This is a genomic window from Selenomonas ruminantium subsp. ruminantium ATCC 12561 (assembly GCF_000424065.1).
Taxonomy (GTDB): domain Bacteria; phylum Bacillota; class Negativicutes; order Selenomonadales; family Selenomonadaceae; genus Selenomonas_A; species Selenomonas_A ruminantium.
Map to the genome: position 1 here is coordinate 61,179 of NZ_AUJE01000019.1, position 16,682 is coordinate 77,860.

Here is a 16,682-nt window from a genome sequence, read left to right on the forward strand (position 1 = left end):
TATGTTTTGATACACGTCAGCAAAGCTCCTCAATCTTTTCCATTGCCTTTTCTACGGTGATATTTTGCAGACAGTCGATATTTTTCGGGCAAGCCCGCTTCCAGCAATAACGGCAGGAACGGTCAACCTCTATCGCATTTTCCTGCTGCCCATAAGGGCCGTTGCGGTTGGCATCAGTAGGCCCCATAAGCATAATGGTTTTCGTGCCCATACCTGCCGACAGATGCACCGGGCCGGTATCGCCGCCCACAGTCAGGCGGGCATTCTGCAGAATATACGTGAGCTGCTTAAAATTCGTCCGACCAACCAGATTCAGCGGAGGAATATCGCTATAAGAACAAATTTCCGCCGCCCGCTGTTCATCGACCAAACCGCCGCCCACCAGCACGGGAATAAATTTCCGGTCATATAGCTTATCCGCAAGACGGGCAAAGCTTTCTGCCGGCCAGCGCTTATTGGGCCAGTTAGCGCCAATAGCCAGCACCACATAGGGATTTGCCATATTGGCTCCTGCCTGAGCAAAAACCTGACGGGCAAGGTCAGCTTCGCGCTCCGGTACTTCCAGTGTAAATCGCACCTCATTTACCGGACAGCCTAATGCCCGGGCCACATCCAAATAACGCTCTACAATATGTCCATTCGCATGAGCGCCAATTACGGGTTTGGATATTTTGTCACTAAACTCCCGCATATTGCACATGCCCAGTTTCACCGGAGCCTGCCCCAGACGGGCAATAGCAGCCGACTTAAATAGCCCCTGCAAATCGAGCACTGCATCATAACGGCGCTGTTGAATCTTCCGCTTCAACGGGCCATATTCATGCAAAAAGCCCCTTAAGGACTTAAATTTCTTCTTCTCAAAGAGAATAATTTCATCAATATAGGGGCTCATATTTACTAAATCGTAAGCAGGCGGCTCCACAACCCAGGTGATATGGCAGTCGAGATATGCTTCCTTGAGCGCATAGGCCACAGGGAGCGCGTGGATTACATCGCCAATGGCGCTTAATTTGACTATAAGGTAGTTCCTCATTATAACCTCATCCGCCTCTATGTTCAGCTCCTTCCCAATCAGGGAAGGCTTTTTACTTCTTGATTTTGTTGATGATGTTCGTAGTCGAACGGCCCTCTACCATGTCGATAAAGGCCACCTTACCACCGTAACTTTGTACGATTTTGGCTTCGGGCAAGGTATCCAGCGTGTAATCGCCGCCCTTAACATAAATATCCGGCTTTACTTCAGCGATGACAGCTTCGGCTGTCTGTTCGCCGAACAGTACTACATAGTCTACAGCCTGTAAAGCCCCTACTACTTTTGCCCGGTCTAGTTCGTTATTGATGGGACGTTCCGGCCCCTTTAGACGACGCACCGATTCATCGGTATTCAGCCCCAACACCAAAACATCCCCCTGCGCTTTCGCCGCTTCCAAATAAGTTACATGACCAGCATGGAGGATATCAAAACAACCATTGGTAAAGACGATTTTCTGTCCGCCTTTGCGCAGGATTTCACAAAACTGTGCGATATCTTTACGTTCTACTAACATACATACTCCCTCACTGCAAAGCCCGGCGCAGTTCTTCACTAGAAACCGTAGCTGTGCCCAGCTTGCGCACAGCGATACCGCTGGCAATATTGCTGAGTTCAGCAGCCCGTACCGGCTCTACGCCTGCGGCCAAAGCCAAAATAACCGTGGATACACAGGTATCCCCCGCACCTGATACATCAAAAACTTCACTTTTATCCGATACCGGAATATCATGGATAGAACCGTCCTTTTCCAAAAGGACCATGCCTTTTTCGCCTCGGGTTACCAATACGCCATCAGCATTTAATTCTTCCAACAGCTCCTGTCCGGCAGTGAAAATGCTCTCATCATCATGCAGTTCACGGCCGACAGCTGCAGCCAGTTCCGCATCATTCTGCTTCACATAGCCGATGTTCTTGAACCGATGTATATCATAACGGCTGTCCACCATGCTGGGAATATCATGCGCACGGCAATAGGAAATAATCTGCTGCTGAAGCTTCTCCGTAACGGTGCCGGAGCCATAATCACTCAAAACCACACCATCTATTTCCGGCAAAAGTCCCTTGATGTATTGGCTGATCTGACTCTCATGCGCCTTTTGCATGGGCTTGTCGCTTTCTTTATCAATACGGACAATCTGCTGACTGACCGTAGCCCTGCCCCCGGCGATAACGCGGGTTTTGGAAATGGTCGGCCGCTTTTCGTCACAGAACAAGCCTTCCGTATGGGCACCGTTCTTCTCCAAAGCTTCTTTCAGCCCCTTGGCGGCACTATCCAGTCCCAAAAGACCTACGGCAAAGACATTACCACCTAATGTCGCCACGTTGTTGACCACATTAGCGGCACCACCAGCTACTACTTTTTCACCGGCCTGCTGCAAAACAAGCACCGGCGCTTCCCGGGAAATACGGGATATGCGGCCATCCAGATAAATATCGGCTACCATATCGCCAATGACCAGTATGTTCCGCCCCTGAATTTCATCAATTATATTTGCTAATTCTTGTTTCATTTATCAATCACCACGGTGTAAACTGCCAACGGAAGCTGACCTGATTGGTTTTGGATTTATACCGCACGATAACCTGCGAACAATGCAGGTCATGATACCAATAATAGTCAATATTCTTCCACTCTTTATGGTCTAAATCATATTTTGTGCCCACGGCCAGACGATTAATATCATCAACACGATAACTAAAACCAGCTTCTAATTTCTTGGAATAATCATCGGTATCATAGGCAAAAAGACTGTTTTCCTGATTTTTCTTGCTGTAATGATAACCTGCATAAGCTGCCCAGCGGTCATCAAAATCCTTGGTCAACACTGCATTTCCCGAAAACCCGGAGACTTTGGAATCATTATAGGTTTCCTTGGTAATGCTGTAGCCTGTATTTAGGTAAAGAGTATAACGGTGAAATTTTATGGGGTCATACCCCAGCGAAACACCATACTCCCCATGATTACTGTGAACACCATTGCCATGCCAGCGGCCATATTCTGTGTTTAGACCATAGGTAAAATGGCTTTTGCCAATATGGTCATTATAATTCCAAAAGGCTGCTGGCTCTTTCTTTATCCATTTATCATTGCTATCTTCAAAATAGCCATACCTCACACCGGTACGCATATGTCGGTTGGTCCAGGTAATATCGTAATTACTGCGCCAGCCTTCCTTGGTATTGATGTAGATATTGGTATTCAAATTTACATTTTTCACCAAAGGGAAGGATAAATCCCATTCAAAATGAACACCGTCATCACTGTTGTAGCCCACACGCGGATATACGTGGTTTTGATTGGCGTTATCCCCAACGCCAGTTTCGTAATGCTTGCGAGAAAAAATCGTTTTTCCCTTCAGATGGAATTTCACATTGTCCATCACTACTTTATCGTTGGGATAATAGACAATTTTTTCAGCACTCGTATGGTAATCCGGCTTTTTTGCGCCACATTTTGTATCTGTACCGTTATAAATTACAATCTTATCAGGGTAGAATTCGAAACGCTTACCCGTGATATAGTGAGCCCCGGCCTTGCCTTTGGCATTTTCCAGTGAACCCGTTTTCGCGCCATAGTTATAATGTGCCTTGTAACCGTCCAAAGTCACCCGCACCTGCCCCGGCGTCATCTGCAGGATATGTGCCTTATCGGGAATACTAACCTCCTGCTTCTTGGTGTTGCCCGTAATTTCTTCGCCTTGAAAACGGTGTGCATCCATCTGCAGGATATCCACTTTGCCCTTGGCAATAAAGCTGCCATCGCGTTCATCGTAGGTGAGTTCCTCGCCTTCAAAGGCCACTGGCGCCGCCTTTTTCGGGTCTAAAGGATAGCGCAGATGCGCTTCCATAGCCTTGGCATCAGCCAGCAGTTTTTCCTGTTCAGCGGTCAAACGATTGGCACGTTCCTGCCGATGATTATTTTCAATGTAATCCAGGGCATCAATCCCCGTATCCGAATCAGCATGATACGCAGCCTGCGCCGTACCTCCCAAGATTGGCAGCAGCAACGCCGCAGTAACCAGCCCTGCCAGTTTCTGTCTATTCATTAAAACGCTCCTATCATCAGGATTTTCTCTACAAATCAATACTCTATATTATAGCGCCATTGTTCAGGTTTTTCCACAGGAAAAACCACCTATCAGCGTTTCGATGAGACATTTTATCTCGTCATAGCGCCATTGTTCAGGTTTTACCATAGGTAAAATAAAAGTGCGCGCCACCCAGGGCACGCACTTTTATTTTATGGAAATGTTATTTGGGTTATGCTGCTATCAGCCGGCAATGCCCGGAGTGGTCATTTCTTTTGGGGAAAGAATCTTTTCCATCTTTTCCTTGGAGATAAGACCTTTTTCGAGGATAACCTGACGAACCGGTTTACCCGTGTTGTAGGCTTCTTTAGCAATCATCGCCGAGTTTTCATAGCCGATATGCGGCAACATAGCCGTTACTACACCTACGCTCTTGTCGAGCCATTCCTGGCACTGTTCTTTGTTCGGCTGCAGGTCAATCAAGAGTTTTTCCACGAAGGTATCTACAGCATTGGTCATGTAGGTCATGGAGTTGAACATATTGAAGCTGATAACCGGCTCCATAACATTGAGTTCAAACTGGCCATTTTCTACGCCCAGCGAAACAGCCAAGTCATTAGCCACTACCTGATAGCAGGCCTGGTCGAGAACCTCAGCGATAACCGGATTTACTTTGCCCGGCATGATGGAGGAACCCGGCTGGCGCATCGGCAGCTTGAGTTCGTTGAGGCCGCAGCGAGGGCCGGAGGCCATCATACGGAAGTCATTTGCCATCTTGATGAGTACGAGTGCCGTAGTCTTCATGGCGCTGGAAACATCGGAGAAACCGTCCGTGTTGTTAGTCGCATCAATGATGTTGTCAGCGGTGACATATTTCTCGCCCGTAACTTCGGACAGGGTTTCGGCAACTTTCGTGATGTAAGCCGGCTCTGCGTTGAGACCCGTGCCGACTGCCGTACCGCCCATATTCACTACATGAATGGTGTCGATAGCATGGTTGATGCGATCAATGCCACGACGGACTGCCGATGCATAGGAATGCATTTCCTGCCCCAGCGTAATGGGTACTGCATCCTGCAGATGCGTACGGCCCATCTTGAGGATATCCTTGAATTCCTCACCCTTCTTATCCAGTTCATCAGCCAGTCTGCCGAGAGAAGCCGTCAGCTTCTTGCCCTTGTGGGACAGGCAAACCTTGATGCTGGTCGGGAAAGTATCGTTCGTGGACTGTGCCATGTTGGCATGGTTGTTCGGGCTGATGATATCATAGCTTCCTTTCGGTTTGCCAATGATTTCGAGTGCCCGGTTGCAAAGAACTTCGTTGACGTTCATGTTTACGGAAGTACCAGCGCCACCCTGAATGGGATCAACGGGGAACTGATCCAAGAATTTGCCAGCAATGATTTCATCAGCAGCCTGAATCAAAGGCTCACCAACTTCTTTCGGCATACGGCCTGTAGACATATTTGCCATTACCGTAGCCTTCTTGACCTTGGCATAAGCCTGAACGAAGTCTGGGTCAATCTTCTGGCCCGTAATCTTGAAATTCGAAATAGCACGGGTAGTCTGTACACCATAGTATACTTCATCAGGGATTTCCAGTTCACCAAGGAAATCATGCTCTTTTCTCATTTTGCTCCACGTTCCTTTCTTTCATAAAAATAACCCAACATAACATTTTTTTACCGAGTCGAACTATAAGCATTGTTTATGTTCTCATAGCTCTTTGACTTGTCTATATTGTATCATGTATACAATATACAATCAAGTACATTTTGAAAAATTGTCCATAAAATTACTACATAGCATCGAGCTATGGTAATATTCGTGCCCAAGGATGGGCACCGCGGCCGTAAATCCCTGGATGGGATTTCAGGCCGCAGTTTCTTTTGGTACTTTTCTTTGCACCAAAGAAAAGTACACGTCCCCTTACAACATACCGATTACTTTCATCACCGGCAGGCCTACGCCCATCCAAACGATTACATGCAATACCGTGATGATGAAACCAATCTTCCACCATTCACCCTGCCCCATGAAGCCGGCACCAAAGAAAATCGGTGTAACGCCGCAGCCATAATGGGTAAGGAAGGATGCGCTGTTGCAGAGTGCGCCAAAGAGAATCAGTACGCCGAGTACCGGAGCCCCGGCAGCCACGAGAATCGTCGCAAAGGCAGCAAAGAGTGCCATGATATGAGCCGAGTTGCTGGCCAGCAGATAATGAGCGAAGGTATAGATGATGCTGAGTATGACGAGCATCATAATCCATTCCATACCAGCAAACTGGGCAGCCATTACATCGGCAAACCATTTCATCAGACCGAACTTGGAAAGAAATGCGGCCATGTTAACCAACACGCCCATCCATACGAGTACATCCCAAGCTGCATGCTGATGTGCCACATCCGACCAATCGAGGATGCCCGTCAAAAGCATGGCCGAAAGACCAAGTAAGGCAACAAATGCGGAGTCAATACCATGGTAGGAACCCGTTGCCCACATAACCAGAGCTACTACGAAGATAAAGCTCAGGATGATTTCCTTAGAGCTCATGGGCCCCATTTCTGCCAGCTCACGGCGAGCCAGTTCCTGCGTTTCCGGCGTATTCTTGAGTTCCGGATTGATGAGTTTATAGAGGATATACGGCGTAGCCACGGTCAGGATAAGACCGGGAATAATGCAGGCCAGGAACCAGTCGCCCCAGCCAATCGAGGTGCCGAAAATCTGCTGTGCCAGCGTGTTGCAGAGCACGTTGTTTGAAGCACCCGTCAAGAAGATACAAGCGGAAGTGATGACCGCTGCATAAGCGCTGAACATCAGGAATGCACCTGTGCGCATATTGGTCTTCTTCTCCACATCCGAGCCAACGGCAGCCGTGATACTGCGGACAATCGGGAAGATGATGCCACCACCGCGTGCTGTATTGGACGGCGTGAACGGTGCGATAACGAAGTCAGCTGCGCTCATGACGTAAGCGACACGCAAGGTACTGCTGCCGAACTTCGAGAGCAACATGTAGGAAATACGCTTGCCCAGACCGGTTTTAATGAAACCTTCAGCAAACATGAATGCGGATACGATTAACCAAATCGTGGTGTTGGAAAAACCTGCCAGCGCTTCGCCGGTTTTCATAATGCCCAGGATGGGCAGGAGCGTCAATGCAATCAATGCAATGGCACCGATAGGCATGGGTTGGAGAATAAAACCTGCGATGGTGGCAATAAAGATGGCCAGAAGCCCCCAAGCCTGAGCTCCTACCCCAGCCGGCGCGGGAATAAACCAAATGATTGCGCCGATGGCCACACACATCAGGCCGCGAATCAACGGGCTTAATCCCTGATTTTTTGAATCAGACATTTTTTCTACCTCCTCATAACGATACAACCATAAGCCGCACTTAAACGATACTATAATTGCTGTTTGACTTATGGTATGATTGATGGTAATAATATAAATGCATGACTATAAAAAACTATATAATCCGATAAGCAACGATTATTATTTTATAAGTATTTTCTTTTCCAAAGGAGTTTTTCCGATGAATAACACCAAGCCCAATCGTCAGGACTGGCTGGTTTTACTCTTTATGATGATATTGGTGCCACTGGCCGGCGAGCCTAAAATGCATCCCTTCAGCGGGGATTTTGCCAGTTTCCGCGTCAGTTTCGGCTCACCAGTCTTTCTGTTGTTCCTTATCTGGCTCAGCAACTTTCCTCGGCTCTTTACCGGCGCGGTGGCCGGAACATCCGTTATGCTGTTCCGCACGGGGTTGGATGTATTCTACGGTGATGATATCCTGCTCGCCCTCATTGAACATATCCCCAATTTCTTCTATTATTTTATCTACTCCCTGTTCTTCGCCCTGCCGCAGCTGTCCCGGCGTTCGATTTACGAACAGGCTTTGGGGATTGCCTTCTGGGCGATTATCGCCGAAGTGTTCGCTAGTGTCGGCGAGCTGGCGGCCATGAACGCCATCGCCTACCAGCAGTCGGAAACCTTTACCTTAGGCATGCTGGGGCGCTTGGTTCTGATTGCCATTTTGCGCTGTTTCTTTATCCTCTCCTTCTTCTTCCTGTTCCAGCTCTACAACACCGAAATGCGGCTGACCCGCAAGACCAAGGAAAAAGACCGGCTGACCATGCTGATTGCCGGACTATACGAGGAAGTATTTGAACTCAAGTGTTCCCTGCAGAGCGGCGAGGATGTCACCCATGACTGCTACAATGTCTACACACAGCTAAAAGGCCGCGCCCGGACACCGGAGGATGAAGCACTGGCCAACGAGGTGCTGCGCATTGCCGGGCAATGCCACGATATCAAAAAAAACCAGCAGCGCATATATGCAGGATTGCAGGAACTAACCCAGAATCGCCGGGTAGACGATTACCTGCCGCCGGATAAAATCGTCAAACTCCTGATACATACGCAAAAAAAATATGCCCGCTCACTGGGCAAGGAAATCTTTTTTAGTGCGAAAGTCCCCGCAGGACTGCCTCTGCTGCATTCGTTTATGCTGCTCTCCATCCTCAACAATCTGGTCGCTAACGCCGTGGAAGCCATCCCCAGCCGGGGCACCATCACGCTGACCATTGTAGGCGGCAGGGGCGATGGACGCTTGAAAATCACTTTGGAAAACACCGGCAGCTTTATCCCGCCGCGCCGTCTGGCGCAGGTCTTTTCCCCTGGATACACGACCAAATTCGACAGCACCGGCAAAGCCTCCAGCGGCGTAGGACTTACCTATGTCAAGCATCAGACGGAAACGCTCGGCGGTACCATTGAGCTGACCTCTGACGGCAAAGACAAGGTCTGCTGTCATATCGACCTGCCCTGCAAAAAGCTGCATAAACCCGACACCTCATCCGTCACGCTGCACGTACCACCTTCCCCTCAAGGGGAAAGCTCGACCCGCAAACAACAACACCCAAAGGAGAATGCTTCATATGAACATAATGCTGATTGACGATGATGACGCTGTACGCATGATGCTGCAGGACATCATTGAAGACTATAACCTTGGTGACGTTACGGACTCGCTAAACACTGCCATGGAGCTGACCAATGACCTGCTTGCGCAGCGCCAGACCGATATTCTCATTATTGATATGTTAATGCCTGGTATTGACGGCATTCAGGCCATCAATCGCATCAAGGAGCATTTTGCAGGCAAAATCATTATGCTCTCGCAAGTAGAAAGCAAGGATTTGGTGGGCAAAGCCTATGAAAACGGCATTGATTACTATATCACCAAGCCGTTGAACCGCAACGAAATCGTCAGCGTACTGAAAAACGTCAGCGAACATTTGCGTCTGGAATCCTTCGCCCATAATCTGCAAAACTCCCTGCTCAGCCTCACGCCTCACCCTGTGCCAGCGCCAGTGACGAAGAAAAATATCCGTACCCGTACAGAAAACCAGCTAAAGGAACTCGGCATCCTCACCGCCCCCGGTGCTCAGGATTTATTAAGTATCATGGCCTATATCGAAACTAACCGCGGACAAATTCCTGCTCTAAAGGGATTGTTCACGGCTGTTGCCCAGCAAAATGGTGCAGATGACCCGGTACGCGAAGCCAAAGCAATGGAACAACGTCTGCGCCGCACCATTTTTCAAGGACATGTGAATGTGGCCAGCATGGGAGTTCTCGATTACACCAATCCCAAGTTTGAAGACTATGCACCACTTTACTTCGACTACAACGATATCCGCAGCACCATGCGCCTGCTGGAAAATGAGGAAAAACCCACCTCCTCCCAGGTGCATATCAATATGAAAAAGTTTATTCATGCACTATACGATACAGCCCAAAGAGAAATCTAACCCTTCCAGCCACTTATCCACAAACTTATCCACATTATCCCCATTATTTGGGGATAATATGTGTATTAAATCAAAGTTATCCACAAAATCCTGCTTAGTGTGTCACTACGCCTCCATATAGCATAGAGCATCATCAACAATGTAGTCAGATGCCCGGAAGATGCAGGCGGTACACGCGGTCCAGCCAGCAGGATTTTTTTGTATTTTATCGAAATAATCCAATAATATTAATTGCGACTTACCATAGGAGAACCATCTTATGAAAGCACTTATGATATTTTTCTTCACCCTCTGCCTGCTCATGCCGTCTTATATGCCACTAGTGTCAGCAGAAGGGCAGCAGGTGAAATTAGGATTTATTCAACCGGACAAAAGTCTGGTCAACGGTCATATCCTGCGCCGTTATTACATCACCTATTTAGACGAACTGTCTAAACAGACTGACTGGGACTATCAACTGGTGAATGTCAGCGCCAGCAATGCCTTTTCCCAATTATTTGCCGGAGACATCGATTTGCTGCTGTCCGTGGAATATCCCAGTTCTTTGGGATTGCACAATGGCATCATCTATAGTGCAATGAACTTTGGCTACGATGTGGAAGGTCTTTATACCCGTGAAGGAGAAACACGTTTCAATCCCAGGGACTTAAACAGCCTTAACGGTGCAAAGGCAGGCGTCATTGCCAATCGTCCCATAAATGACCGTTTCGAGGAATTCCAACAGCGCAACCACCTCACCTTTACGGTGCATGAATTTGTCAATCAACAGGCAATGCTTGCGGCATTAACGGCTGGCGATATCGATTTGGTAGTCGATACCGCCACAAATACCACCCCCGAAGAATATTTTCTTCTGGCCTATACACGCATTCCTGTACGTGTGGCCACCATTGCTGCACATCGCCACCGGCTTGAGGAAATGGAGCAAGCTCTTGCCCGGCTCAACACGGAAAATCCTCATTTTGAACCCCAGCTTTCCCAAAATCTAGCGGAAAATCTCGACTTCCAACTGGTGCACTATACGCCATTGGAGAGCCAGTATATCCAAAGCCTGCCGCCGCTGCGGGTTGCCATCTACGGCGGTGCACCACCCTATATCGAATACGATGAAAAAACACAGCAGGTCACCGGTATTTATGCTGACCTCATTAAGGCTTTAGCCAAAAATTCCGGTCTGCAATTCACCTATATCCATGTAAAACGTTATGAAGATGCAATAGACCTGTTGAAAAAAGGCGATGCCGACCTTATGCTGGATGTCTTTACCGGTGCAGAAAATCATCTGCCGTTCTATTTCACCAATCCGCTTTTAGAAATCCCCTATACCTTTATCGGCAGCAGTCCACAGACCCCTTCAGCTACGGAGAATGTCACGCTGGTTGTCCCCTGGCCGGAACCATCCATCATGTCCTATCTCAAACAAAAATTTCCCAAATGGAATTTTGTGGAAGCCAATACCTCCAGCAGTGAAGCCATCGGTCGTGTCCAAAATAAAAACTGTGACCTCGCCCTTATTCGTGATTCCACGCTGGAAATCGACCGTCCGCTGATTCTTTACCCGGACCTCAATATTATTCCCGATGCTTCCATAAATATTCCCACCAGCCTTGTTATATCCCCTGTACAGCCCCGCATATTGCAGAGTATCCTGAACAAGGCGATCACGCAGATAAATCCGGAAAAGCGCCTCCATATCACGCAAAAGCATATCATTGACAGCAAACCGGAATTTTCCCTGCAGCATCTCCTCACCTTCTATCCTCTGCAAACCGGGCTTGCGGCAGGTATTATCCTCTTCCTGATTGCCGCCATGTTCTTCCTCAGTCATCATCAGCAGAGCATGAACAGGGCACAAAAACTCTTACAGGAAAAAAATCGCAAACTCCAGACCATGCTCAACGAGTTGAATACTGCCCAACAAAAACAGCGGCATTATCAGGAACTGGCGGAAACCGATGCCTTGACCGGTCTTTTGAACAAAGCGGCTATTGAACGTGCTGCCAATGAAATTCTACGTACCCCTGCCGCGCCTGACCGCTGCCACGCTCTCTTTATCATTGACCTTGACCATTTCAAAGAAGCCAATGACACATTAGGTCATCAACGCGGTGATGACATCTTACGCCGCTTTGCGGTATGCCTCAGCCATATCGTCCGTGCCGATGATGCCGTTGGCCGTTTTGGCGGCGATGAATTCATTCTGATGCTCACTAGTCTCCCCCGCCACAATATCAAATGCATTGCCAACCGTATCCGTGAAGCCGCCCACAATTTGGAACCTGCTGGCAACCAGCACCCACGCCTTTCAGCCAGCATCGGCATCGCCTTATATCCCGCGCATGGCCAGGATTATCAGGAACTATTGCACAATGCTGACCAGGCACTCTATCAGGTAAAAGAAAACGGCCGCGATGGTTGGGCACTGGCCTATTATGGTAATAAGTCCGTTTAATCGCTGCCTTTCCACCACGGCATACAGAAACACCTCAAAAATCGAAAAATAAACTGTATATGCTTCCAAAAATATAGACAATATTCTTACTTTATGCTATGATTAAAGTAGGATTATTGTCTATGGAATCAAAAAGGAGGAAGCAACATGGATGTGAAAAACATGCCGCTGCTCCCCCACAATCATATGGAGGAGCTAAAAAATCAGCAAAACCACCTTTTGAGTATCATTACGATGGCCAAAACAGCCAAAGAGGAGGACCTCGCTGGTCTTCCGCCCCTCCATTCGTTGATGTCAAGATTAGATGCTATACAGGGTTCCAAAGAACTGGAATTTTTCGGTCAGGAATCTCAGCCCGCTTTTGTTGTGGATATCAATAGCTGGCAAGAGGACTTAATCCGCTATGGACAGAACGCATTCAAGGTTGAACTGAGCAGCTTATAACTATAAAAATCCCCCGTCAGTACGATATACATTGCTGACGGGGGATTTTTATAAGTCTCCAAAATTTATCAAATTTATGCCTTTACGGGATAAGTTTTCCCTTACAGAGTCCGCGCATACTGCATGGAGCTCTGCCTCATAATCATGCTGCCAGCCGGTTTCCTTAATCAAAGATTCGTTCTCTAAACCTGGATGCAGCATAACTTCCACGGAACCATTCGTGAAATTTTCGGCTAAATGATTCATGAACGCTTCCGTTACTGCACCACCAGCTACCTGGCCAACAAAATTATCCGGACAGGCAAATCCTTGCGCTTTTGCCTGCCTCCGGTCAATACAGGACAATGTCTCCAGGCCAAATTTTCCGATCAGGTCACCAATCCCCGGCCAGGGAGTGAAGGGATTGCCATAAATTCCCCGGGATATCCGCACGCGTTTAATCCCACGCTCTGCCGCCAGCTGCAAGACCAGCGGAAATATCCCCGGCAGCATATGCATATGCTGATGGCTGTCCACATGGGTCGGTGTAATACCTGCCTGCAGAACCTTATCTAACTGTGCCGCCAATTCCCGCTCAATATCCTTACGCGCAACTTTTCCCTGCACATAATGCTTTACAAAAGCGCCATGGTCGGGCAAAAAGCGGCCATCATTCACGGCCAGCGTAGGAATTTCTTCTGCGGGGAGCACCGGCCTGCCGTCCACCAGTGTCAAATGCACGCCCACACCTAGTTGTGGGCGTTTTTTGGCAATATCAACAGCTTCCGCAAAATACGGCTCACCAGCCATCAAACTGGTTGACAGTAAGCCCTTTTTATCCACAGCCTCTGCCACCGCCTGATTGATCAGCGGCTGGCGGCCAAAATCATCAGCATTGACAATCAGCTTTTTCACTTTTCTACCTCTTGATTCTTAATCAGATACAAGGGACGGTTCTTTACCTCCGTATAAATACGACCCAAATATTCCCCCATAATACCCAAAATAATCAGCTGCGCACCGCCAAACAAGGACATACACACCATGATGGTCGTCCAGCCCGATACCGCCTCGCCGTTGATATATACATAAAGAGCATGCACAGTAAAGCAAACACTGAGAAAGGCCAGAAAAATGCCCATGATAAAAGCCGTTCGCAAAGGCAGTACCGAATACCCCACAATGCCATCGACAGCCAGCTTCACCATCTTTTTCAGCGAATACTTGGACTCGCCGGCAAAGCGCGGCGGAGCCACAAAGGGCACTTCAGCAAAGTTAAAGCCCAAGAGCGTAACAATTCCCCGCAAGAAACGGTCATGCTCCCGATACTGATTCATGGCATCCACAGCCCGTCGGTCGAGCAGGCGGAAATCCGACCCGCCGGGGCGGATATGCACACTGGAGAGATTATTGATAAGCTGATAATACATTTTCGAGGTTTTCTTCTTTAACCAGGAAACTCCTTGCGTATCCTGCCGAATGGTCTGGACAATCTCATAGCCTTCCTCCCATTTGGCCAGTAGTGTCGGAATAAGTGCAGGCGGATGCTGCATATCGCCGTCCATGGAGATGACCGCATCTCCTTTAGCATGGTCAAGACCACAGGTCAGTGCAATCTGATGACCTCGATTGCGGGATAATGCCAATACCTTGATATTCTCATACTGTGCCTGCAAACCTTCCAAAAGTTCCAGACTGTTATCCCTTGAGCCGTCATCTACAAATAACAAGTTCCATTTATACGGCTGCTTGTCCATAACCTCCCGAACTGCATTCGTAAAATGCAGGATATTATCCCCCTCGTTATAGACCGGTACAACAATCGATACAGTTTTCAATTTTTTTCTTCCCCCTAATCTGCTTCGCGGTAATACAAATGATTTCTGCGTCCCTTCTCCAGTAACGTCCATTTACCCGGCAGCTTTTTCTGTAAATCTTCGAAACTCTTTTCCCCCACAATCACGAGCATCGGCTTATCGGTTGCCACTGCCTCAAAACTGCACTTAGGAAGTATATTGGTCACACTCCAGTCCAGCTTACGCTCCTCGTCTAGCGCTTCCTGCGATACAAGGTCCTTGATAAAGTGCCCACTGTAATAAGTGAAGGCCACCACACCATCTCTTCGCCCAAAGCTATATGGCTCCACGCCCTGCTCCAGATAAGGCTTTGCAGCCATAGCCATGCCATAGGACGAATGACGTTCCATCTGCGGAACTGCTACCCCAAAAAGCAGCCCCAAATAAACCACCGACATCACCGCTGCACCATAAAGCAGGTTCTTTCCCCAGTTGCAGAAGTGGCGCGCCATCAAAAGAACTACCGGGAACATATACGGGAATGTATAGGTAACATATTTTGTAGCGAAACATTGAAAGAGCGCAAACACCGTTACCGCCCACACCAACAGGAAACGCGTATTCGTATCCAGCTGCAAGCGCCAGCCCTTGCGCCATCTTTTGATAAAGGCAGGGATGGCCGCCCATGCCCACGGAAAGAAGCCCGCTAAGAAGATACCAATGTAATAATACCAGACGTCATCACGAGGGTGTTCGGACACAGTCGCCCGCATAACATTATGAACCCCCAGGAAAATATCAATAAAATCCTGTCCATGCTTCATATACATGGGCACATACCAAATTCCTGCGACCAAAACGAACAAGATAACGCCGCCCAACAGCTGTTTTACCAGCAGCGCCTTGAAATCCCGCTGCCACAGCAAAAAGAGCACGATAATAAGCCCCGGCAGAACCAAGCCAATCGGCCCTTTATCCAATACCGCCACACCTGCAGAAGCAAAGGCCAGATAATACCAGTTATATTTTTTCTGCTGATAACCACAATAAAAGGCAATCAAGGTCAAAGACACCGCCAGCAGCAAGGTCATGTCTGTAACCACCGCATGGCCCACATACCAGGTTTCCAAAGAAGTCATAAAGAGCAGCGACGCCACAAAGGCAATCCTGGCATTATACAAACGCTTCCCCCACCAGTAAAGCAGGGCTGTCGCTGCCAGCACAGTCAGTGCCGGTGCCAGACGCGCAGCAAAATTGGTAAAACCAAAAAGATTAAACGCTGCCGCTAATTCCCAATAGAAAAAAATCGGTTTATCAAACCAATAATTACCAAAGATACGCGGAGAAAAATAATCATCATAGAGCAACATTTCCCGGGCAGTCTCTGCATAATTGCACTCCACCGGGTCCGTTATGGTCAACAGATGATTTCCCACTATATAAAGCAGCAGCCAAAGACCGCCCAGCACCCAAAGATGCTTTTTTTCATTGATCATTCTTCTTTGCGCCTCCAAAAGCAAAATACTTCACCAACACATAGGTAATGGGCACCGCCAATACCGCCGCCAGCAAATAACTGACCACCGGAGGCATTCCCAGCAAATTGTAGCAAAGCCCCACCACCAGATTTTCACAGATAAAATTGGGCACATATGAAAGGGCAAACTTGCTATAGCCTTTCCATGTCAGCGGACTCGGAAAAATCCATACACCATTCATGATATAGGCCATCACATTACTGGCAAAGTACCCGATCACAAACGCAATGTTGGCATCCAAAACGATATCCAGGCACAGCCACGCAAAGAATGAGCAGGAAAAGGTATTGATGATACCTACCAGCACAAATTTTATAAATCGCCAATCAAAAAGTTCTTCACGAACCTTGCGTAAAATCATATCGGCCAAAATCGTCCCTCCATAACTACTACTACCAACCAATAATACTACACCGCTCCCTGCTAGTCAATGAAGTTTCATTAACATAAAATTAAACCATCCCCGCCAGTACGCACAAAGCCCGCCCTGGAGGTAATGGTTTTCCGCAGCGTTTGACAAGCCTGTCTCAGCGAAGGAAAATATTACCTGCCAGTACGCACAAAGCCCGACCTGCGGGTGATGGTTTTCCG

Annotated in this window: 14 protein-coding genes; 4 read left to right on the forward strand and 10 right to left on the reverse strand. The window is 48.1% G+C overall.

The genetic code is table 11. The features are described 5' to 3' along the window. Positions 1–16: 16 nt before the first annotated feature. From G598_RS0108810 to G598_RS0108835, 6 genes are all read right to left on the reverse strand, one after another. A complete protein-coding gene (locus tag G598_RS0108810) occupies positions 17–1,033 on the reverse strand; it encodes a glycosyltransferase family 9 protein (protein WP_026766657.1) in 1,017 nt (338 codons plus the stop codon). Between the two features lie 52 nt (positions 1,034–1,085). Beyond that, the gene (gene rfaE2 / locus G598_RS0108815; protein ID WP_051180120.1) at positions 1,086–1,547 is read right to left on the reverse strand and encodes a D-glycero-beta-D-manno-heptose 1-phosphate adenylyltransferase; all 462 of its coding nucleotides are present in this window, start codon (positions 1,545–1,547) and stop codon (positions 1,086–1,088) included. Between the two features lie 10 nt (positions 1,548–1,557). Next, on the reverse strand, positions 1,558–2,544 hold the full coding sequence (locus tag G598_RS0108820; RefSeq protein WP_026766659.1) for a bifunctional heptose 7-phosphate kinase/heptose 1-phosphate adenyltransferase: 987 nt from the start codon (positions 2,542–2,544) through the stop codon (positions 1,558–1,560). 7 nt (positions 2,545–2,551) lie between these two features. Beyond that, positions 2,552–4,081 (reverse strand): LPS-assembly protein LptD, encoded by a 1,530-nt coding sequence (locus G598_RS0108825; RefSeq protein ID WP_037363712.1) that lies wholly within the window; start codon positions 4,079–4,081, stop codon positions 2,552–2,554. Between the two features lie 225 nt (positions 4,082–4,306). Then, on the reverse strand, positions 4,307–5,695 hold the full coding sequence (locus tag G598_RS0108830) for an aspartate ammonia-lyase (RefSeq protein ID WP_026766661.1): 1,389 nt from the start codon (positions 5,693–5,695) through the stop codon (positions 4,307–4,309). A gap of 297 nt (positions 5,696–5,992) precedes the next feature. Then, a complete protein-coding gene (locus G598_RS0108835) occupies positions 5,993–7,420 on the reverse strand; it encodes a DASS family sodium-coupled anion symporter (RefSeq protein ID WP_026766662.1) in 1,428 nt (475 codons plus the stop codon). 181 nt (positions 7,421–7,601) lie between these two features. Between G598_RS0108835 and G598_RS17535 the strand changes: the two genes are divergently transcribed. The 4 genes from G598_RS17535 to G598_RS0108855 all read left to right on the forward strand — a co-directional run bounded on the left by G598_RS17535 (position 7,602) and on the right by G598_RS0108855 (position 12,778). Next, the gene (locus G598_RS17535) at positions 7,602–9,026 is read left to right on the forward strand and encodes a sensor histidine kinase (RefSeq protein ID WP_051180122.1); all 1,425 of its coding nucleotides are present in this window, start codon (positions 7,602–7,604) and stop codon (positions 9,024–9,026) included. After that, positions 9,007–9,882: a response regulator gene (locus tag G598_RS0108845; RefSeq protein WP_026766663.1), complete on the forward strand. Its 876-nt coding sequence runs from the start codon at positions 9,007–9,009 to the stop codon at positions 9,880–9,882. The genes G598_RS17535 and G598_RS0108845 overlap by 20 nt, the downstream gene beginning before the upstream one ends. 259 nt (positions 9,883–10,141) lie before the next feature. Beyond that, positions 10,142–12,334: a transporter substrate-binding domain-containing diguanylate cyclase gene (locus tag G598_RS0108850; RefSeq protein WP_026766664.1), complete on the forward strand. Its 2,193-nt coding sequence runs from the start codon at positions 10,142–10,144 to the stop codon at positions 12,332–12,334. A gap of 147 nt (positions 12,335–12,481) precedes the next feature. Then, positions 12,482–12,778, forward strand: a complete 297-nt coding sequence (locus G598_RS0108855; protein ID WP_026766665.1) for a hypothetical protein — start codon at positions 12,482–12,484, stop codon at positions 12,776–12,778. A gap of 48 nt (positions 12,779–12,826) precedes the next feature. On the opposite strand, the gene G598_RS0108860 is transcribed toward G598_RS0108855, so the two are convergent. From G598_RS0108860 to G598_RS17540, 4 genes are read right to left on the reverse strand one after another with little or no spacing between them, the layout of a single operon-like run. Next, positions 12,827–13,672, reverse strand: coding sequence for a ChbG/HpnK family deacetylase (locus G598_RS0108860; protein WP_026766666.1), 846 nt, complete (start codon positions 13,670–13,672; stop codon positions 12,827–12,829). Then, positions 13,669–14,595, reverse strand: a complete 927-nt coding sequence (locus G598_RS0108865) for a glycosyltransferase family 2 protein (protein ID WP_026766667.1) — start codon at positions 14,593–14,595, stop codon at positions 13,669–13,671. The genes G598_RS0108860 and G598_RS0108865 overlap by 4 nt, the downstream gene beginning before the upstream one ends. 14 nt (positions 14,596–14,609) lie before the next feature. Further along, entirely contained in the window at positions 14,610–16,049 is a 1,440-nt protein-coding gene (locus G598_RS0108870) for an ArnT family glycosyltransferase (RefSeq protein WP_037363716.1), read from the reverse strand. Next, positions 16,039–16,452, reverse strand: a complete 414-nt coding sequence (locus tag G598_RS17540) for a GtrA family protein (protein ID WP_037363738.1) — start codon at positions 16,450–16,452, stop codon at positions 16,039–16,041. Before G598_RS17540 ends, G598_RS0108870 begins: the two co-directional genes overlap by 11 nt. Positions 16,453–16,682 lie beyond the last annotated feature (230 nt).

Bases quoted from the DNA above. Each gene is read 5' to 3' on its own strand.
- G598_RS0108810 (WP_026766657.1), bottom strand. From the start codon at position 1,033: ATGAGGAACTACCTTATAGTCAAATTAAGCGCCATTGGCGATGTAATC.
- rfaE2 (WP_051180120.1), bottom strand. From the start codon at position 1,547: ATGTTAGTAGAACGTAAAGATATCGCACAGTTTTGTGAAATCCTGCGC.
- G598_RS0108820 (WP_026766659.1), bottom strand. From the start codon at position 2,544: ATGAAACAAGAATTAGCAAATATAATTGATGAAATTCAGGGGCGGAAC.
- G598_RS0108825 (WP_037363712.1), bottom strand. From the start codon at position 4,081: ATGAATAGACAGAAACTGGCAGGGCTGGTTACTGCGGCGTTGCTGCTG.
- G598_RS0108830 (WP_026766661.1), bottom strand. From the start codon at position 5,695: ATGAGAAAAGAGCATGATTTCCTTGGTGAACTGGAAATCCCTGATGAA.
- G598_RS0108835 (WP_026766662.1), bottom strand. From the start codon at position 7,420: ATGTCTGATTCAAAAAATCAGGGATTAAGCCCGTTGATTCGCGGCCTG.
- G598_RS17535 (WP_051180122.1), top strand. From the start codon at position 7,602: ATGAATAACACCAAGCCCAATCGTCAGGACTGGCTGGTTTTACTCTTT.
- G598_RS0108845 (WP_026766663.1), top strand. From the start codon at position 9,007: ATGAACATAATGCTGATTGACGATGATGACGCTGTACGCATGATGCTG.
- G598_RS0108850 (WP_026766664.1), top strand. From the start codon at position 10,142: ATGAAAGCACTTATGATATTTTTCTTCACCCTCTGCCTGCTCATGCCG.
- G598_RS0108855 (WP_026766665.1), top strand. From the start codon at position 12,482: ATGGATGTGAAAAACATGCCGCTGCTCCCCCACAATCATATGGAGGAG.
- G598_RS0108870 (WP_037363716.1), bottom strand. From the start codon at position 16,049: ATGATCAATGAAAAAAAGCATCTTTGGGTGCTGGGCGGTCTTTGGCTG.
- G598_RS17540 (WP_037363738.1), bottom strand. From the start codon at position 16,452: ATGATTTTACGCAAGGTTCGTGAAGAACTTTTTGATTGGCGATTTATA.